The organism is Streptomyces sp. NPDC051913 (genome assembly GCF_044593635.1).
Taxonomy (GTDB): Bacteria; Actinomycetota; Actinomycetes; order Streptomycetales; family Streptomycetaceae; genus Streptomyces.
Genome location: NZ_JBIUCI010000003.1, coordinates 757,569 through 775,732, shown reverse-complemented (window position 1 = coordinate 775,732; position 18,164 = coordinate 757,569). Strand labels below are relative to the sequence as shown.

20 protein-coding genes, 1 tRNA gene and 1 pseudogene are annotated in these 18,164 nt (G+C 71.2%); 13 read left to right on the top strand and 9 right to left on the bottom strand.

From position 1 onward, the window contains the following. From ACIHIX_RS12645 to ACIHIX_RS12615, 7 genes and pseudogenes are all read right to left on the bottom strand, one after another. Positions 1-401 (bottom strand): annotated as a pseudogene (locus ACIHIX_RS12645) (sugar ABC transporter permease); the annotation flags it as partial. After that, positions 398-1,696: an ABC transporter substrate-binding protein gene (locus ACIHIX_RS12640; protein WP_399953743.1), complete on the bottom strand. Its 1,299-nt coding sequence runs from the start codon at positions 1,694-1,696 to the stop codon at positions 398-400. The pseudogene ACIHIX_RS12645 and the gene ACIHIX_RS12640, both read right to left, overlap by 4 nt. A gap of 230 nt (positions 1,697-1,926) precedes the next feature. Continuing rightward, positions 1,927-3,657: a copper resistance CopC/CopD family protein gene (locus ACIHIX_RS12635; RefSeq protein WP_399953820.1), complete on the bottom strand. Its 1,731-nt coding sequence runs from the start codon at positions 3,655-3,657 to the stop codon at positions 1,927-1,929. Between the two features lie 100 nt (positions 3,658-3,757). After that, on the bottom strand, positions 3,758-4,516 hold the full coding sequence (locus ACIHIX_RS12630) for an SDR family NAD(P)-dependent oxidoreductase (RefSeq protein ID WP_399953740.1): 759 nt from the start codon (positions 4,514-4,516) through the stop codon (positions 3,758-3,760). Beyond that, the gene (locus tag ACIHIX_RS12625) at positions 4,513-4,980 is read right to left on the bottom strand and encodes a cupin domain-containing protein (RefSeq protein ID WP_399953737.1); all 468 of its coding nucleotides are present in this window, start codon (positions 4,978-4,980) and stop codon (positions 4,513-4,515) included. The genes ACIHIX_RS12630 and ACIHIX_RS12625 overlap by 4 nt, the downstream gene beginning before the upstream one ends. Continuing rightward, positions 4,977-5,570: a GNAT family N-acetyltransferase gene (locus tag ACIHIX_RS12620; protein ID WP_399953734.1), complete on the bottom strand. Its 594-nt coding sequence runs from the start codon at positions 5,568-5,570 to the stop codon at positions 4,977-4,979. The genes ACIHIX_RS12625 and ACIHIX_RS12620 overlap by 4 nt, the downstream gene beginning before the upstream one ends. Continuing rightward, a complete protein-coding gene (locus tag ACIHIX_RS12615; protein ID WP_399953731.1) occupies positions 5,563-7,635 on the bottom strand; it encodes a penicillin acylase family protein in 2,073 nt (690 codons plus the stop codon). Before ACIHIX_RS12615 ends, ACIHIX_RS12620 begins: the two co-directional genes overlap by 8 nt. Before the next feature lie 78 nt (positions 7,636-7,713). On the opposite strand from ACIHIX_RS12615, the gene ACIHIX_RS12610 reads away from it, so the two are divergent. From ACIHIX_RS12610 to ACIHIX_RS12590, 5 genes are all read left to right on the top strand, one after another. Further along, a complete protein-coding gene (locus ACIHIX_RS12610; protein WP_399953728.1) occupies positions 7,714-8,418 on the top strand; it encodes a siderophore-interacting protein in 705 nt (234 codons plus the stop codon). 38 nt (positions 8,419-8,456) lie between these two features. Continuing rightward, positions 8,457-9,059 carry an HhH-GPD-type base excision DNA repair protein gene (locus ACIHIX_RS12605; protein ID WP_399953726.1) on the top strand — a complete coding sequence of 201 codons (603 nt, stop codon included), beginning with the start codon at positions 8,457-8,459 and terminating at the stop codon, positions 9,057-9,059. A gap of 54 nt (positions 9,060-9,113) precedes the next feature. Beyond that, positions 9,114-9,779: an HdeD family acid-resistance protein gene (locus ACIHIX_RS12600; protein ID WP_399953724.1), complete on the top strand. Its 666-nt coding sequence runs from the start codon at positions 9,114-9,116 to the stop codon at positions 9,777-9,779. 69 nt (positions 9,780-9,848) lie between these two features. Further along, positions 9,849-10,142 carry a hypothetical protein gene (locus tag ACIHIX_RS12595; RefSeq protein ID WP_399953721.1) on the top strand — a complete coding sequence of 98 codons (294 nt, stop codon included), beginning with the start codon at positions 9,849-9,851 and terminating at the stop codon, positions 10,140-10,142. 54 nt (positions 10,143-10,196) lie between these two features. Further along, complete coding sequence (locus ACIHIX_RS12590; protein WP_399953719.1) at positions 10,197-10,322, top strand: hypothetical protein; 126 nt, start codon at positions 10,197-10,199, stop codon at positions 10,320-10,322. Between the two features lie 24 nt (positions 10,323-10,346). Here ACIHIX_RS12590 and ACIHIX_RS12585 read toward each other — a convergent pair whose 3' ends face one another. Continuing rightward, complete coding sequence (locus tag ACIHIX_RS12585; protein WP_399953716.1) at positions 10,347-11,969, bottom strand: helicase HerA-like domain-containing protein; 1,623 nt, start codon at positions 11,967-11,969, stop codon at positions 10,347-10,349. 104 nt (positions 11,970-12,073) lie between these two features. On the opposite strand from ACIHIX_RS12585, the gene ACIHIX_RS12580 reads away from it, so the two are divergent. Together ACIHIX_RS12580 and ACIHIX_RS12575 are read left to right on the top strand one after the other, a co-directional pair. After that, positions 12,074-12,370 (top strand): type II toxin-antitoxin system VapB family antitoxin, encoded by a 297-nt coding sequence (locus ACIHIX_RS12580; RefSeq protein WP_003999914.1) that lies wholly within the window; start codon positions 12,074-12,076, stop codon positions 12,368-12,370. 98 nt (positions 12,371-12,468) lie between these two features. Next, entirely contained in the window at positions 12,469-13,116 is a 648-nt protein-coding gene (locus ACIHIX_RS12575) for a LytR C-terminal domain-containing protein (RefSeq protein WP_399953713.1), read from the top strand. A gap of 92 nt (positions 13,117-13,208) precedes the next feature. Here ACIHIX_RS12575 and upp read toward each other — a convergent pair whose 3' ends face one another. Then, entirely contained in the window at positions 13,209-13,844 is a 636-nt protein-coding gene (gene upp / locus ACIHIX_RS12570) for a uracil phosphoribosyltransferase (RefSeq protein WP_399953710.1), read from the bottom strand. Between the two features lie 128 nt (positions 13,845-13,972). On the opposite strand from upp, the gene ACIHIX_RS12565 reads away from it, so the two are divergent. From ACIHIX_RS12565 to ACIHIX_RS12540, 6 genes are all read left to right on the top strand, one after another. Continuing rightward, entirely contained in the window at positions 13,973-14,155 is a 183-nt protein-coding gene (locus ACIHIX_RS12565) for a hypothetical protein (protein ID WP_399953708.1), read from the top strand. Between the two features lie 232 nt (positions 14,156-14,387). Beyond that, positions 14,388-14,930, top strand: coding sequence for a hypothetical protein (locus tag ACIHIX_RS12560; protein ID WP_399953817.1), 543 nt, complete (start codon positions 14,388-14,390; stop codon positions 14,928-14,930). A gap of 56 nt (positions 14,931-14,986) precedes the next feature. Beyond that, a complete protein-coding gene (gene tadA / locus ACIHIX_RS12555; RefSeq protein ID WP_399953814.1) occupies positions 14,987-15,412 on the top strand; it encodes a tRNA adenosine(34) deaminase TadA in 426 nt (141 codons plus the stop codon). Between the two features lie 56 nt (positions 15,413-15,468). Then, positions 15,469-15,553 (top strand) — tRNA-Ser (locus ACIHIX_RS12550). 264 nt (positions 15,554-15,817) lie between these two features. After that, positions 15,818-17,053 carry a sensor histidine kinase gene (locus ACIHIX_RS12545; protein ID WP_399953705.1) on the top strand — a complete coding sequence of 412 codons (1,236 nt, stop codon included), beginning with the start codon at positions 15,818-15,820 and terminating at the stop codon, positions 17,051-17,053. 76 nt (positions 17,054-17,129) lie between these two features. Beyond that, positions 17,130-18,161, top strand: a complete 1,032-nt coding sequence (locus ACIHIX_RS12540; protein ID WP_399953702.1) for an IopA — start codon at positions 17,130-17,132, stop codon at positions 18,159-18,161. The last annotated feature ends 3 nt before the right edge of the window (positions 18,162-18,164 follow it).

Here is an 18,164-nt window from a genome sequence, read left to right as displayed (position 1 = left end):
AACCGGATCTTCTTGTCCAGCTGCACGGCCAGGAACAGGCCGAACGGGGTGGGCAGCAGGATCAGCACCACGAACCAGATCACGTTGTGCTGGACAGCGGGCCAGAACTGCGGGTTGGTGGTGAACAGTTCACGGAAGTTGTCCAGGCCGACCCACTTGATCGAGTCGAACCCAATGCCGTCCCAGGTCGTGAACGCCAAAGCGATCGACGCCAGAGCCGTCAGCCACACCAGGGCGACATGCAGGATCGTCGGCACGCCCGCCATCAGACCGAGGGTGATCCGGTCGCGGCGGGTGAGGAGGCGGCGGTGGCCCGTCGGCCTCTTGCGCGGGGCAACGCCCGAAGGCGACGCGAGGGGCGTCGCCTTGGGGGTCTCGGTGGTCTCGGTGCCGGTCGTCATGAGGAGGCGAAGATCGTCTTCTTCTGGCGCTCGACCGAGGACAGGATGCCGTCGATGCCCTTGGGGTCCCGGATGAACTTCTGGAGCGCGGGCTGCATCACCGTCGAGGTGAAGTCGGGGCGGCTGTCGCGGTCCATGAACTGCGTGAGGCTCTTCGCGCCGCTGATCATGTCGTACGCCTTCTTCTGCAGGGCGGTGTACGAGGAGGTGTCCGCGGTGCCGGCGGCGGCGACCACGCTGGAGTCGGCCTTGAGGTAGATGGCCTCGGCCTCCGGAGTGCCGAGGAACTCCAGGAGCTTGACGGCGCCCGCGTGGTTCTTCGGGCTCTTGCTCATCATGAAGCCGTCGGTCGGCGCCTCGACGGTGTCCTGCCCGAACTCGGGGCTGATCTCCGGGAAGGCGAAGAAGTCGAGGTCGTCCGCGATGGTCTTGTCGGTGGCCTGCTGGCCCACGAAGGAGCCCAGCAGATACATGCCGGCCTTGCCGGAGAGCATGCTCTGGGCGGCGTCCTGCCAGGTGCGGCCGACGGCGCCGTCCTGGTGGTAGGGGAGGATCTCGGCCCACAGGTCGAACGCCTTGCGGACCTTGGCGTCGGTCCAGGATGCCTTTCCGGCCATCAGGTCGACATGGAAGTCGTAGCCGTTGGTACGGAAGTTGAGCTGGTCGAAGGTGCCGAGGGCGGGCCAGGCGTCCTTGTCGCCGAAGGCGATCGGGACCAGGCCGTCCTTCTTCATCTGCTTGCACAGCGCGACGAACTCGTCCCACTGGGTGGGGACCGTGTAGCCGTGCTTCTGGAAGACGCTCTTGCGGTAGAAGACCGCCCACGGGTAGGTGTCCAGCGGGACGAAGTAGTACTTGCCGTCCGCGCCCTTGCTGAGCTTCTTCATCGCCTCGGGGAAGTTGTCCCCGATCTTCGCCCACACGTCGTCGAGCGGGGTGGCGAGGCCCTTGGCCGCGAAGAACTGCATGCGGTACCCGGCGAACCAGTTGAACACGTCGTCCGGCGTGCCCTGGAGGTAGGCGTTGATCTGCTCCTGGAAGGTGTTGTGGTCCTTGGTGTTCACGTCGACCGTGATCCCGGACTGCTTCTTGAAGGCCGCGTAGATCTCGGCGTACGCCTTCTTCGGCACCGCGTCGGAGCCGTTGGACCCGAGGCTGACGGTCTTCGGGTCGGCGGCCGCGCCGCTGCCGCCGCAGGCGCTGAGCAGGGGGATGCCGGCGCCGAGTACGGCGGCGCCGCCTATGCCGCGCAGCAGGGTGCGGCGGCTGGGCGAGGGGAGGTGGAGGTCGGACATGAACGGCTCCTGTGGGCAGGGTTCGGCCAGGCAGGGCGAAGGGGAATGCTGAAGTCCGTCGTAAACGACCAGAAATCAACTTGACCGAACACGGTTGCGTAATGACAGCCGTATGTCCTGTCATGCGTCAAGAGTGGAATGGCACCTTTGTGGAAACGTGACCGACACATACAAGATCGGGCCGAAGGCCCGAATGGCCTTCGACCCGTCGAACGGACCCTCCGGGCCCGCTACCTGATCTCGACCGAGTCCGTCTCGCTGACCTGGTCGGTCTCGGAGATCCGCACGGTGGTCCGCATGGTCCAGGTGCCGGCGAGGGGCAGGCTGAAGTCGTTCGTGCCCCAGTAGCCGCCGCGGTCGCTGAGCCGGGCGTCGAGGGGGCCGATGTCCTGGGACGGGAGCGTGAAGGTCAGCCGCAGCTCGGGGACGGTCGCGAAGCCGCCGTCGGCGCCGAACACCACGGCCTGGATCTGGTTCTGGCCGACCTGCCCCGGGTCGAGGGTGATCTGCACGGTCCCGCGCCCGGCGGCGCCCATGTCGAAGGGCACGTTGATGACCGAGGCGACGGGCAGCCCGCCGGCCGGGGCCACGGCGCTCGCCTCCTCCGCCGCCCGCCCGGGCAGCGTGCCGGTCAGCACGGTCGTCAGCATCAGCACGACGACCCCCACGGTGACCTCGACGGCGACCGACCGCCGCAGCCCCCGCCGGTAGCCGCCGTCACCGGGCTCCTGCGCGGTCCTCTCCGGCAGGGGCAGCGCGGGCCCGCCCACCGGCTCCGGCACCCGTTCCGATGCGCGTACGACGCTCTCGGCGTCCACCGTCACCAGCCGTGCCGCCCACTGCCGCGACAGCCCGGCCGCCCCGAGCAGCACGACCACCGCCGTGAGCTTGAAGAGCAGCAGACGGCCGTACGAGGTCCCGGTCAGCGCCGCCCAGGAGCCGAGGCCGCGCCAGGACTGGTACACGCCGGTCACGACCAGGACGGTCACACAGGCGAAGGCGAGCCGGGAGAAGCGGGCGACCGTGCCGGCCTCGACCACCGACGCCCGGTACAGGGTGGTGATCAGGGCGGTGAGGCCGCCCAGCCAGGCCGCCATCGCGAGGACGTGCAGCACGGAGGAGGCCATCGCCACCGGCACCTGGATACCGGCCGAGGCGTGCTCACCGGCGGCCCAGGTCAGGGCCAGGGCGACGGCGAGGACACCGCCGACGATCCGGGTGCCCTTGGCACTCCACGCCCTGCGTACCCAGCGCAGATACAGCGCCGTCAGCGCGAGCAGCGCCAGCCGGGCCAGCAACACCTGGCCGGGGCGGGTCGTCAGCGTCCGGCCGAAGCCGTCGAGGGTCGGGGCCGTCCCGGTCTCGTAGGCCGACCTGAGCAGCAGCAGGGCGACGGTCGACCCGGTGAGCGTCCACCAGCCCGCCCACAGCAGCCGGGGCAGGACGGTCGCGTCCGCCGGACGGCAGACGGCGAGGAACACCGCCGTGCCGATGAGCAGCGCCGCGGCGAGATAGGCCAGGTAGCGGGCGATGTTGTAGAGGGCGGCCGTCGTCGGGTTCTCGACCGGGCCGGGGTCCACGGACGCCGTGGTGGCCGAGGGCTTGCCCACGGAAAACGTGAACGCGCCCGACACGGGGTGGCTGTCCGCCGAGACCACCCGCCAGGCCACGGTGAAGGTGCCCTCGCCGAGCCCCTTGGCCGGCAGGGTCACCCGGGCCGTGTCGGAACGGCCCGGCACATGCTCGGCCTCGCCGGTGCGGACCCGCTGGTTCTTCGGGTCCAGGACGCGGAAGGAGTCGTCGAGCAGACCGACGGACTCGGTGAAGGTCAGGGTGAGCTGGCGGGGGGCCGACTTGAGGACGGCTCCGTCCTCGGGGTCGGTGGCGCGGAGGGCGGCGTGGGCGGACGCGGGTCCCGCGCCGCCGAAGAGGAGCAGGACCAGCACGGTGCCCAGCAGCACCAGCCCTTGAAACCGCCGCCGACCTCGGCCACCGTCACGCTCCACGTCCGCACTCCGTCCCGCCGCTCCGGAACATGTACGTACGCGCGGGCCGGAACACTCACCAGGTCGGCCGAGCCGACACTCCTCCGTCGACGACCAGATCCTGTCCGGTGATCCAGGAGGCGAGCGGGGAGGCGAGGAAGACGCAGGCGTCGCCGATGTCCTCGGGCCGGCCCAGCCGTCCCAGGGGCGCCTTGTCCAGCCACCGTGCCACTCCCTGCGGCCAGTCGCCGGCGAGCCCCTCCCGGTCGATCAGGCCGGGCGAGACGCTGTTGACGCGGATGCCGAGCGGGCCGTACTCCAGGGCGGCGGACCGGGCGTGCATGACGACGGCGGCCTTGGCGGCGGAGTAGTGGGCGTGCCCGGCGGCGGGACGGTGCGCCTCGATGGAGGCGATGTGGGTGACGGACCCGCCCTCGCCCATGACCTCGGCCGCGGCCTGCGTGCACGCGAACGCGCTGGACAGATTGGCGTCCACGACCTCCCGCCACTCGTCCGCGCTCATCCCGGCCAGCGTCCGGACGGGCTGCACACCGGCGTTGTTGACCAGCGCGTCAAGGCGCCCGCCGCCCCACTCGGCGGCCTCGCGCACCAGCCGGTGGCACGCGTCCTCGTCCCGCAGATCGGCCCGCAGCACGACGGCACGGGCGCCCGACTCCCGTACCCGCTCCGCCACTTCCTCCGCCGCCGCCACCGATGTACGGCAGTGGACCGCGACGGCCGCCGCGCCCCGTTCGGCGAAGCGCAGGGCGATGCCGCGGCCGATGCCGCCGCCCGCGCCGGTGACCAGGGCGACCTGTCCTTCGAGGAGTCTCATGGACGGCACAGTCGCGCGATCCGGGCGGCCTCGGCGGGGTAACGCGCCACGAGGCCCGTCAAGTCGCCGTGCTCGTACCCCTCGTAGGTGAACCCGGGGGCCATCGTGCACCCGAAGAACGTCCAGGCGCCGAGGGTCCGGCCGCCCATCCAGGTGCCGGCCGGGACGGTGAGCTGGACGTGCTGACCGGCGAGGACGTCCGGGCCCAGGACCGCGGTGCGTGAGGTGCCGTCGGGGGCGAGGAGGAGGAGTTCCAGCGGGTCGCCGAGGTAGTGGTGCCAGGTCTCGTCGGCGGGCAGGCGGTGCAGGGCGGAGAAGTCCGCCGCGGTGAGGAGGGCGACTATGGCGGTGCCCTCGGGGCGGCCGTCGGCCCGCTCGGGGCCTTCCCACGTACGGCGGAACAGACCCCCTTCGCGCGGGATCGGTTCCAGTCCGTAGTGGGCGACGAGGTCATCCGGGGTCACCCGGGGAAGGCTACCTCCCGGCGCAGGAAGGCGAGTTGGGCGTGCTTCTCGGGGAGGTACACGTCCGGGATGTCGATCTCCGGCAGCACCACCCGCTCCCCGGCCACGAACCCCTGGCGCAGGAAGCGGGCGATCGCCTTCTCGTTGCGCACGTCGGGATCGACGACGACCCGCCGCCGGTCGAGGCCGACCAGGACGTACGCGGCGACGGCGCCGAGCAGCGCGGAGGACCAGCCGGCCCGAGCGCCGTCGGTTCCGGCGGGCGCGAGGAGCAGATGGACGCCGATGTCGCCGGGCTCCACGGTGTAACACTCGCTGACCCGGTCGGCCTCGGGTTCGTACGTCTGGAGCAGCCCGACCGGCTCGCCGTCCTTCTCCAGGAGGTAGGCGTGATGGGTGTCGAGGGTGTCCAGGTGGGCGTAGATCTCGGCGACCTGGTCCTCGGTGAGACCGTTCATGCCCCAGAAGGCGGCGCGCTCCTCGCTGACCCAGCCGTGCACCAACTCGGCGTCGGCCTTGGCGTCGAGCACCCGGATACGGACGGTGCCGAAGTCGTCGACGTCCTGCGTGTGGACGTGGAGGTCAGACATCGCTCTCCTTGCTGAGCTGTTCGAAGTCGGTGACGACCGGGACGAGGTCGCCGCCGAGCCACAGGGGCAGTTGATCACGGTGATGGGGTGAGCCGGGCACCCCGGAGGCGCCGAACGGCACCACCCAGCGGCTGTCCTCACGCCGGGCGAGGTCCCAGACGTAACGGGCGGCGGGCCCGCGCGCGGCCAGGTCGGTCAGCCCGGGGACGGCCGAGGTGCAGAGCACACAGTCGTGGTCGCCGGAGAGCCCCGGTTCGTCGTACGACGGGTCGGGCAACGCCCGCCAGGGGAACAGACGGTGGGTCTCGCCCCAGGTCTTGACCGGGTTTCCCACGGCCACCTCCTCGACGGCCGCCCGGACCTCCGCGGGCCGGTCGACGCCGTACAGCTCCTCGGCGCGCAGCAGGTGTTCGAGGGCGTAGCCGATGCGCGGGACGAGGCCGAGCCAGGGGAGGAGGACCTCGGGGTAGGCGGGCGCGGTGGTGAGCGCGGCGAACGCGGGGTGCGCCGCGAGCCGGCGTACGACCGCGCCGCGCACCGCCGAGTAGAGGGCGGCGCCCGGACTGCCCGCGTCCATGTGGCGGTTCCAGCCGAGGAGGGTGTCCCTGACCTCGGCGGCCTCGGGGCTGAGGTCTTCGAGGGCCGCCAGGTGGTCCAACAGGGGCGCGGCGGAGGCGAGATGGGTGTCCATGTGGATGGCCGGCATGTCGGCGGCCGTCCACTTCTCCTTCTCCGCGAGCAGCGCGGCGATGCGGTTCGCCCGGTGCGGCGGGGCGAACTCGACGCCGAGCGGGGCGGCCGGGCCGCGCTGGTTGGCCATCACGGCGGCGCCGTCGGTGAGTTCGCCGTACGGCATCTCGTGCCAGCCGGTCCATTCGTGCCCGGCCTCCCAGGCGGGCACGATCCGGGTGCGGTTGGCCGTGGACCGTACCGGCACCCGGCCCGCGACCCGGTGCAGCAGCCCGCCCTCGGTGTCGGCGGCCTGCACGACGTTGACCGGCTCGGCCCAGTGGTCGAAGGCCCGGTCGATGTCGGCGACCCGGCGGGCGCGCAGCAGGGGCAGCAGGGTGCCGAAGCCCAGGTCGCCGGTGACCCGGGGCGGGGTGCGCAGGCTGAGGGCGAGCGGGGTGCCGTCGTCGCTCCCCTCGGATCCGTCGTCGAGGCCCTCCGGGCCACCGGCGATCACCGGCCCGCGCGCGGTCTCGATGATCTCGACCTCCGCCGGTTCCTCACCGGCGACCTCGACGGTCTCGGTGTGCCGGGCGGCGCGCCGCCAGCTCCCGTCCGGGTCGAGGGCCTCGACGCCGGCGCCGGTGCGGCGCAGTTTCTCGCTGTACAGGTCCTGGTAGTCGGCCATGGCGTTGGTGATGGCCCAGGCGACCGTGCCGGTGTGGCCGAAGTGGGCGATGCCGGGGACGCCGGGGACGGCGAGGCCGACGACGTCGAACTCCGGGCAGGAGAGGTGGATCTGCTGGTAGACGCCGGGGTCCTCGATGAAGCGGTGCGGGTCGCCGGCGATGACGGCCTGTCCGGTCGCGGTCCGCTCGCCGCTCACCAGCCAGCCGTTGCTGCCGGAGGTGCCGGGACCGTCGATGGCGAACAGGCCGACGGCCTCCTCGCCGAGATGCCGGACGGCCTGCTCGCGCCAGAGCTTCGCCGGGAAGCCCGCGAAGAGGATGTGGGTGGCGAGCCAGACGCCGAGCGGGGTCCAGGGCTCCCAGCGGCCGGGGGTGCCGAGGGGGAGGGTCGTCTCGGCCAGACCCTCGTTGACGCCGCCGACGTACGCCTGGACCCAGTCGGCCGTTTCGGGGTCTTTCGCCGAGAGGTCGGCGAAGCAGCGTCGGGCGGTGTCGTCGACGCGGGCGCGCCGGACGAAGCGGTCCCAGGGGAGGGCGTCGACGCCGAGGAGAGCCGCCGAGGTGCCGTCGGCGCGGCGCCGTTCGACCTCCAGCTGCCAGGCGCGGTCGCGGGCGGTGACCCGGCCCTGGGCACGGGCGAGTTCACGCACGCTGTCGGCGCGCAGATGCGGGACACCCCAGGCATCTCGGTAGATCTCGGCGCTCACGCTGGGGGTCTCCTGTGCTTTAGGTTAGGCTCACCTAAGTAGGTCGTGGTGGAATCGTACGCGAGGGGTGAAGAGGCGATGGGGCAGGGGCACGGCTGGGAGGGCGCGGTCCTCAGACTGCTGCGCGCGAAGGACTTCGTCCTCACGGTGACCGGCGCCGAGGACGTCACCCCGCACTACCGGCGGCTCCACCTCACCGACGGCGGGCTGCTCGCCGCGACCGGGGTGCACCCGACGATGTGGGTGCGGCTGTGGTTCTCCGCCGCGGGCAAGCCGCACCAGCGGGCGTACACGCTCGTCGACCCGGACCCGGCGGCCGGCACCTTCAGCCTGGAGTTCGCGCTCCACGAGGGCGTGGCGAGCGACTGGGCCCGCGCGGCAGCGCCGGGCGACACCATCGAGGCCACGGTCCACGGCACGGCGTTCACCCACCCCGACCCCGCCCCGACGCATGTCTTCGCGATCGGCGACCCGGCCTCGCTGCCCGCGATCAACTCCCTGCTGGCGGCGCTCGACTCGTCCCCGGCGACGATCTGGTTCGAGGGCGCCCCCGACGGCCTCCCTTTCCGCACGGACGCGTCCCGCCACGACGTCCGGACCGGCGACGACCTGGTCACCCAGGTGAAGACCGACCTCCCGGACCTCCTGCGGGCCCACCCGGACGCGTACGTCTGGATCGCCTGCGACACCAGGACGACCCGCACCCTGTCCTCCTACGTGCGCAAGGACCTCGGCGTTCCCAGGGAGCGCCTGCACGCGCTGGGGTACTGGCGGGCGGCCTGACCGAGCGGCTCGGCGGGTCGGACGGCATGATCGGGGGCATGGACGTCACCCTGCACCTCGCCCAGGACCCCGAGGCCGACGAGCTCCTCGGGCGCTCCCCGCTCGCCGCGCTCGTCGGGATGCTGCTGGACCAGCAGGTCCCGATGGAGTGGGCGTTCAAGGGGCCCCGGACGATCGCCGACCGGCTCGGCACCGACGACCTCGACGCCCACGAGATCGCCGCCCAGGACCCGGAGGCCTTCGCGGCCGTCCTCTCCGACAAGCCGGCGGTCCACCGCTACCCGGGCTCCATGGCCAAGCGGGTCCAACAGCTGTGCCAGTACCTGGTCGAGCACTACGACGGCAACGCCGAACTGGTCTGGAAGGGCGTGACCGACGGCCGCGAACTGCTCCGCCGACTGGAGGAACTGCCCGGCTTCGGCAAGCAGAAGGCCCAGATCTTCCTCGCCCTGCTCGGCAAGCAGCTGGGCGTCACTCCGAAGGGCTGGCGGGAGGCCGCGGGCGCCTACGGCGAGGCGAAGTCCTTCCGTTCGGTCGCCGACATCACGGGCCCTGAATCCCTGTCCAAGGTGCGGGCGCACAAGCAGGAGATGAAGGCGGCGGCCAAGGCCGCGAAGGCCGCGAAGGCCGCGAAGAACTGAGCCGAACGGCTCATCCGCCTCGCGGCACCGTCGTACACGGTCCGAGCATGAACCATGACCGAGGCACCGAGCGGCTCCTCCTGGGGCCCGGAGTACGACGACCGCAAGGTTCACGCGCAGCATGCCCCGCGGGGCGGCCATGAGCCCGAACCGCCCTTCGAAGGACCCCTCCACGCGCTGTCCAGGGCGGCCTGGCAGGTGGTCCTGGTCACCGGGCTCGCCTCCCTCGTCCTGGGTGTCCTGGTGCTGGTCTGGCCGGGCTCCACACTCCGCGCCACCGGCCTCCTCTTCGGCGTCTACCTCGTCGTCAGCGGGATCTTCCAGCTCGTCTCCGCCTTCGGCACGCACAAGACCACCGGGCTGCGCGTGCTCGCCTTCATCAGCGGCGCCCTGTCGATCCTGCTGGGCCTGTTCTGCTTCCGCGGCCCCATGCAGTCGCTCCTGCTGCTCGCCCTGTGGATCGGCATCGGCTGGCTGATCCGCGGCATCACCCAGACCCTGGCCGCCGCCTCAGACCCCTCGATGCCGGCCCGCGGCTGGCAGGTCTTCCTCGGGATCGTCACCTTCATCGCCGGGATCGTCCTCATCGACTCCCCCTTCGAGTCGGTCGCCGTCCTCACCGTGGTCGGCGGGATCTGGCTGGTCGTCGTGGGGATCGTCGAGATCGTCACGGCGGTACGGATGCGCGGGCGGGCCCGGCAGGTGCCGCACACCGTCTGAGTAACCCGTGCGGGCGGATCTGACGGGCGACGCGATGAACCTCGTACGCCCCGGGGCAGACCAGCAATCATGAGCAGCACCCGCGCCTGGCTCCGCGCCATCGTCCTGCTGCTCGCGCTGCTCGTGCCCGGCGCCCACGCGGGGGCGCACGCCGCCGTGCCGGTCGCGGCGAGTGAGGCCGCCGAGTACGACGTCCTCGACACGGTCCTGCGGCCGGCCTCCCAGCATCCCGTCGCCCCGCTGCGTCCCGCGCCCCGGGTAACACTCCCGGCCCCGGTCGTTCCGGACGGCGCGCCGCTCCCGGCGCCGCCGCACCCGTCGTACACCCTGCTCACCCTGCGCACGGTGGTCCTGCGCTGCTGACCGGCCCTCGCGTCAGAGGCCGTTTCAGCAACGAACACAAGGAGCACCACCACCATGCCCGTCGACCCGTACGCCGTCCTGCGCGCCCTGCTGCGCGCCGAGGCCGCCCGCAACACACCGAAGCCGCAGGATCGGGAACAGCAGCCACAGCAGCCCCCGCAGGAGCAGCAGGGCCGCTGAGCCGCGCGCCCGGCGGACGCGGACCTACCGCTTCCGCCGGGCCGTACCGAAGAGCGAGCGGGTGATCTCACGGCCGATCTGTGTGCCGACGGAGCGCGCGAGGGACTTGAACATGCCGCTGCCGACGACCTGTTCGACGACGGAGGGGTCCTCCTTGGCCTTCGTTGTGGCCTTCGTTGTGGCCTTGGGGGTCGCCTCAGTAGTCGCCTTGGGAGCTGCCGTCATCTCGTCCGGGCCCTTCGCCCCGCCGGAGGTGTTCAGCTTCTCGTACGCCGACTCTCTGTCCACAGCCTGTGCGTAACGTCCGTGCAGCGGCGAGGACCTGACCGCCTCGTCGAGGGCGGCGGGCTCGATCGGGCCCATCAGGGACTCGGGGGCGCGCAGGCGGGTCGCCGCGACCGGGGTCGGGGCGCCCTTCTCGCTCAGGACGGTCACCACGGCCTCACCCGTGCCCAGCCCGGTGAGCAGCTCCTCCAGGTCGTACGCCGAGTTGGGGAACGTCTTCACCGTCGCCTTCAGCGCCTTCTGGTCGTCCGGTGTGAACGCCCGCAGCGCGTGCTGGACACGGTTGCCGAGCTGGGCGAGGACGTCGCCGGGTACGTCCTTCGGGGTCTGCGTCACGAAGAAGACGCCGACCCCTTTCGAGCGAATCAGCCGGACGGTCTGCGTGATGGCGTCGAGGAACGCCTTCGACGCGTCGTTGAAGAGCAGATGCGCCTCGTCGAAGAAGAAGACGAGCTTGGGCTTCTCGGCGTCCCCGACCTCGGGCAGATCATGGAAGAGGTCGGCCAGCAGCCACATCAGGAACGTCGAGAACAGCGCGGGTCTGTCCTGTACGGCGGCCAGTTCGAGGACGGAGACCAGGCCGCGCCCGTCGGACGCCGTGTGCATCAGGTCGGCGGTGTCGAACGCGGGCTCGCCGAAGAAGTCGGCCATGCCCTGCGCCTCGAAGGCGGTGAGGGACCGCAGGATCACACCGGCCGTGGTGGTGGAGAGGCCGCCGATGTTCTTGAGCTCGGGCCTGCCCTCGTCGGAGGTCAGGAAGGTGACGACGGCCCTGAGGTCCTTCAGGTCGACGAGTTCGAGGCCCTTGGTGTCGGCGTAGTGGAAGATCAGGCCGAGGGACTGCTCCTGGGTCCGGTTGAGCTGGAGCACCTTGGCGAGCAGGAGCGGGCCGAAGTCGGTGACCGTCGCCCGTACCGGGATGCCGTGACCGATGCCGCCGAGGGCGTAGAACTCGGCCGGGAAACCGGTCGCCTTCCACTCCTGATGGACCTCCTGCGAGCGGCTGCGGACCTTGTCGTTCGGCTGCCCCGGGGCCGAGATCCCGGACACGTCACCCTTGATGTCGGCCAGGAACACCGGCACGCCCTGCGCGGAGAGCTGCTCGGCGATCAGCTGGAGCGTCTTGGTCTTGCCGGTGCCGGTGGCGCCCGCGACCAGTCCGTGCCGGTTCAGCATCGGCAGCGGGATCCTGACCTGCGCGTCCGGCAGACACACCCCGTCCCACAACAGGGCGCCGAGATCCAGGGCGGGCCCGGCGAAGGCGTACCCGGAGGCGATCTCCAAGGCCTCCTTCGGAAGCGCGGGGGCACTGCCCGGCGCCTCGGGAGCGGTGGCCGGCGGCATGGTCTCGCTGTCACTCATCTCAGGCACCTGTTCCGGTTTGCCCCCGTTTACGGCATCTTTTCCAGCATCACACTCCGTCGCCATGGCTGCGCCCGGAAGGTCTTGACCGGTAGGCTTTCCGTGTGATCTTCAAGCGCATCGGAAACGGCCGGCCGTACCCCGACCACGGCCGGGAAAGCACCCGGCAGTGGGCGGACGTCGCGCCGCGCCCGGTCCGCCTCGATCAGTTGGTGACGACCAAGGGCCAACTCGACCTGGAAACCCTGCTCGCCGAGGACTCGACGTTCTACGGCGACCTCTTCGCGCATGTCGTGAAGTGGCAGGGCGACCTGTACCTCGAGGACGGCCTGCACCGCGCGGTACGGGCGGCGCTCCAGCAGCGCCAGGTGCTGCACGCGCGTGTACTTGAGCTGGATTGAGTGGCCGTCCTGTAGAGGGTTGGCCCTTTCGGGTTCACTGACCCGGATCCAATGATCATTTAGTAGGCATCGCCGCCCCGGCGCACTACGCTGCGCCCATGAGCATGCTGACTCCCCCAGGCATGGGCGGCAAGTACCGGATCACGGGGGACAAATACCCACGCATGCGCCGGCCCAGGCGGCGCGGCAGACTCGTGCTGGCGCTGGTCGCCTCCGTCGCCGCTCTCGGCCTCGTCGGCTGGGGCACGTTGCAGCTCATCGGCATCTTCACCGGCAACGACGACAAGGCGTCCGCGGCGGGGCCCAAGGCGGACTGCGCGACCTCCGCCTCGCCGTCGGCCTCGGCGTCCACGTCCTCGTCGGCCCATCCCAGGCCCGCGCAGATCACCGTCAACGTCTTCAACGCCACGCCCCGCGCGGGGCTCGCCAAGAAGACGGCGGACGAGCTGAAGAAGCGCGGCTTCAAGATCGGCGATGTGGGCAACGCGTCCGCGGAGTTCGACAAGAAGGTCAAGGGCGCGGGGCTGTTGCTGGGGCGTACGTCGGCCATGGGCACGTCGTTGCCGGTACTGGGCACGCAGTTGGCCGGTGCCGAGACGCGGGCTGACGGGCGTAAGGGTGGCGATGTCGATCTGATCATCGGCACCGGGTTCAAGGCGCTGGCGAAGAAGGCGGACGCGGACAAGGCGCTGGCCGCGCTGGGGAAGCCGCAGCCTGCGCCTGGTTCCTCGAAGAAGGCGTGTTGAGAGACGCCCTTTCACCGTAGGGGTGCGGTTGTTGCGCGACTGCGGGCCTGTGGTGGCAGGTCGCGCCGTTCCCCGCGCCCCTTCGGGGCGTTCTACTCAGCGGCGCCGTAGAGGCGGTCGCCCGCGTCTCCCAGGCCCGGGACGATGTAGCCGTGCTCGTTGAGGTGGTCGTCGACCGCTGCCGTCACCACGGTCACAGGCGTCCCCGCCAACTCGCGTTCCATCAGCTCCACGCCCTCGGGCGCGGCGAGCAGCACCACGGCCGTCACATCGTCCGCGCCGCGCTTGATGAGCTCACGGATGGCGGCGACCAGCGTCCCGCCCGTGGCCAGCATCGGGTCGAGGACGTACACCTGGCGGCCGGAGAGGTCTTCCGGCATGCGCGTGGCGTACGTGGACGCCTCCAGCGTCTCCTCGTTGCGGATCATGCCGAGGAAGCCCACCTCGGCGGTCGGCAGCAGGCGGACCATGCCGTCGAGCATGCCGAGGCCGGCGCGGAGGATCGGCACCACCAGGGGGCGCGGGTAGGACAGCTTCACGCCGGTGGTCCGGGAGACCGGCGTGTTGATGTCGACCTGCTCCGTGCGCACGTCGCGCGTGGCCTCGTAGGCGAGGAGGGTGACCAACTCGTCGGCGAGACGGCGGAAGGTCGCGGAGTCGGTGCGCTGGTCGCGCAGCGTGGTGAGTTTGTGGGCGACCAGGGGGTGGTCGACGACGTGGAGACGCATGTCCACAACAGTAACCGGGCCCGCCCTGCCCGGCGTCCCGGCAACGACAAACCCCGCTTCACCCGTGCGCTGGCATCAAACCCCCCGACAGAGGGAAAGTGGGAGGGACGTGACGGGGTGGTGTGCCTATGCCAGTGCCTGTGCCGGAGCAGGACCCACAACAGGAGACCGACGCCGCGCGCCGCAGGCGGCGCGCCCAGTTCCTGCGCGATCTCGCCGAGGCCCGGGAGCTGCGGGACCGTGTCCAGCCCCGGCGCGCCAAGGCCGCACGGCTGCGCCACGCCATGCGCATGCGCACCTTCCGCTGGTAGGGCTTGGGGCGTTCTTGGACCGCCTGATGCGTGCGCCGCACCGCCAGCCGCGTACGATCCCGCTGGTGGACGATCAAAACGGGCGGACACAGGGAGCCGAAGACGTCCCCTGAGCGCTCCGTTTCTGCCACGATTCCGAGTGGGTGGGGCTCGGAGCCAATGCCTCCCCGCCCGCAGACCTCCGCCGGGGGGACCCCCAACCGGCACGCCTATGACCAGTGGGAGAGTCACGGTGTACTTCGCCGCACTGCTCGCGCGCACCGAAGACGGGTGGGAAGCGAGCGACACAGAGCTCGACGATGTGGAGACCCTGTCGGATCTGGCCGAACTGGCCCGTGAAGCCTCGCCCGAGGACGACACGGTGCTGGTGCTCATCGAGCAGGAGGACGCCTGGTTCGGCGTCGTCCGCATCGACGGCGAGGACGACCCTCGTATCTACGTCTCGGACGCCGCCGCCGCTGCCCGCAGCAGTTACGGCGAGATCCTGCTCACCGACGAACTGCTCGGAAGGGAGCCCGGCGACGACGACGCCGACCTGGACTCCCTCGACCTCGACGGCACCGAGGACGGCGAGGACGAGGACGACGACAACGACAGCGACGACACTGAGGGCGGCGGCTCCGCCGAGGCCGTGCCGCACGGCCCGGTCGGCGACCCCCGCATCCTCGACGACCTGGGCGTCAGCGAGAAGGAGCTGAAGTCCCTGTCGGACGACGCGCTCACCGAGATCGCCGACGCGCTGGGCGCCTCGGAGGTCCTGGAGACCGTCCGCTGACCGGGGAGACCTCAGGGGGTCCCCCGGACCCGGTGCGCGACCGGTGGCGGGCCGCGATGCGGCTCGCCCTGGACGAGGCCGGGAAGGCCGGGCCCGATGTGCCGGTCGGGGCCGTCGTACTGGCCCCGGACGGCACCACCGTCCTCGGCGCCGGGCACAACGAACGCGAGGCGGTCGGTGATCCGACCGCCCACGCGGAGGTCCTCGCGATCCGCCGGGCGGCCGTCCGGCTCGGCGAGTGGCGGCTGACCGGCTGCACGCTGGTCGTCACCCTCGAACCGTGCACGATGTGCGCGGGCGCGCTCGTGCAGTCCCGGGTGGACCGGGTCGTCTACGGCGCCCGGGACGAGAAGGCCGGCGCGGCCGGTTCCCTCTGGGACGTCGTCCGCGACCGGCGGCTCAACCACCGGCCCGAGGTGATCGAGGGCGTCCTCGCCGAGGAGTGCGCGAGCCTGCTCACCGCGTTCTTCCGGGAGCGCTGAGAGCGCCCCCGATACCGATTTCAAACCATGCCCCACCTTGCTGTAAGGTCTCCCTCGGTAGCGTGTCCGAGCGGCCGAAGGAGCTCGCCTCGAAAGCGAGTGTGGCGCAAGTCACCGAGGGTTCAAATCCCTCCGCTACCGCTTGAGGAACAGCCCCCGACCCGGGAAAACGGGTCGGGGGCTGTTGCGTGTGAGAAGCACACCGGGCGGTCGAATTCCGTTTGTCATGTCTCCGGCTTGGGCAAAAGTAAGTGGCGTGTCCGCACCGCACTCCTCACACCAGAAACGCGAGGCCCCCCACGTGCTGTTAGGAACGTCCCCCTCGACAGATCTGCCGCCACGTCGCCTCCGGATACGGATCTCCGCGATACCGCGGTCGTCCAGACCCTCAGCCGCCAAGGATCGGTGCGTCGGTCCACAGCGGTGATGCCGCCCAAGTACGCCATGACCCTCATGTCGGTCATCCTGGCCGGTTTCGCCGTCATCGGCGTGGCAAACCTGATCAAGGTCTCGCACACCCCCGAGGGGCTCACCCTCGCCTCCGCCGTCGTGAGTTGCTGCTACGTCCTGCAGATGGCGCACTGCTCGCCCTCGGCCCGCGGCCGCCTCCAGGTCGTCAACCGGCGCTTCCCCTGGACGCTGGCCCTCCAGGCCCTGCTCTCCCTCTCCCCGGTGTTCTTCCTCGGCCACCAGTCGGGCGCCCTGGCCGGCTTCCTCGCCGGCGCCTGCACCGTGCTGCTGCGCGCCAAGCTGGCGTACGCGCTGTTCGGCGTGATCAACGTGGCCGTACTTCTCACCGCGCTCGGTACCGGGGACGACCTCTTCACCGCCGCCTTCATGGTGCTGTCCTGTGCGTCCATCGGTCTGATCACCACCGCGCTGAGCCGGCTGGTCGATCTCGTCACCGAACTGCACCGGCGGCGCGAGGAGTCCGCCTGGGTCGCGGTCTCCCGGGAACGCGTGCGGTTCACCCAGGACCTGCACGACCTTTTCAGCTACAGCCTGTCCGCCATCACCCTGAAGACCGAGCTGGCGAACCGGCTGATCGGCAAGGACGACGCCCAGGCGCGCCAGGAACTGTCCGAGTCACTGGCGATCACCCGCGCCGCCCTCGCCGACGTACGCACCGTGGTGCACGGCAGGCGTTCCCTGCGGCTGCTCGACGAGGTCGAGCTCAGCGAGCGGGTGCTCGACTCGGCGGGCATCGAGATGACGACCGAGGGCGACTTCCGGCACATCGAACCGCGCGTCGGCAATGTGCTCGCGGTGGTGCTGCGCGAGGCGGTCACCAACATGCTGCGGCACAGCCGGGCCGCCCGGTGCCGGATCACCCTGGCGACGACGTGCGACGGACAACTGCGCCAGCTCGAACTCACCGTGGCCAACGACGGGGTGAGCGGTCCCGCCGCCGATGGCCCCCAGGTCGCCGCCGAGTCCCAGCACGGGGGCAGCGGGCTCGAACACATGGCCGCGCGCGCCGGGCAGGTCGGCGGCAGCCTGCGCACCGAGAGCGTCGACGGCTGGTTCGTCCTCGTCGTCCGCGTCCCCGCCCTGCGGCCGCCCGCCGCGCCCCCGGTGACCGTCGCCAGTTCTCCGACGACCTTCGAGCACCTCTCTAGCGGGCCCGAGCACGGTCGCTGAGCCCCGGGCGGCCGGGCCGGACTCCACTCCGGGCCGGCCGCCGGTCAAGGCTCACCGTCTGCTCGGAGGGGAACCAGTGGAACAGCAGAAACGACTGACTCCGCACATGCGCCACTACGAGGAGTTCGCCACCGGCGACATCTGCTGGACGCCGTACGTCATGTTCTTCAACCGGCCCGGCTTCCGCTCCCCCGTGATCAATACCGACGCCGGAGGCTTTCGGCACTCGGTCTCGGCGCGGGGGGCGTTCTCGCTCAAGGGCGAGCTGCCCGAGGGTCCGGTGAGCCTGATGCTGGGGGCCTCGCCCGCCTTCGGGCTCGGGGCGACGGACGACGCGCACACCATTCCGTCCCTGCTCTCCCGGGCGCCGGGGGCCCGGCCCTGGCTCAACCTCGCCGCGCCCGCCTTCAACTCCACGCAGGAGACCCTGCTCTTCCTGATGCACCGGGGGGAACTGCCCGCCGTACGGGACATCGTCGTCTACTCCGGCCTCAACGACCTCGTGGTCGGCGGGCTGCCCGCCGCGGACAGCGGATACGGGCAGTTCTTCTTCTCCGGCGAGTTCTTCCGGCAGCTCGGCGTGCCCGCGCTCGGACAGGGCGGCAAACAGCCCGGGTGGGCCCAGGGGCGGCTGGCCCAGGCGGCCCGGCGGCTGGGCGGGGAAGCCCGGCAGGAGGACCGGTCGCTGGCCGATCCCGAGCAGCGGATCGACATCGCGGCCCGGACGACCGGACGGGACCTCGCCCGGCTCGTCGAACTCGCCGCCCCCACCGGGGCCCGGGTGCTGTTCGCCCTCCAGGCCACGGCCTCGTGGAGCGGCAAGCGCCTCACCGAGCAGGAACGGCTGCTCATCGAGGAGAACTACAGCCAGCGCGCGCAGATGTGGAACCTGTTCCAGCAGATCCTCGACCCGGCCGTGCACGCCGCCTACGCCCAGCGGCTCGCCGCCGTCTGCAAGCAGCACGGTGTGCCCTTCCTCGACGTCAACGAGGCGCTGGGGGCTTCGCCGGAGCGGGACGCGTGGCTGTTCGTGGACCAGACGCACCACACGGACGACGGTTCACGGGTCGTGGCCGACCTTCTGCGCGCCGAGTTCACCCTCGCCTGAGCC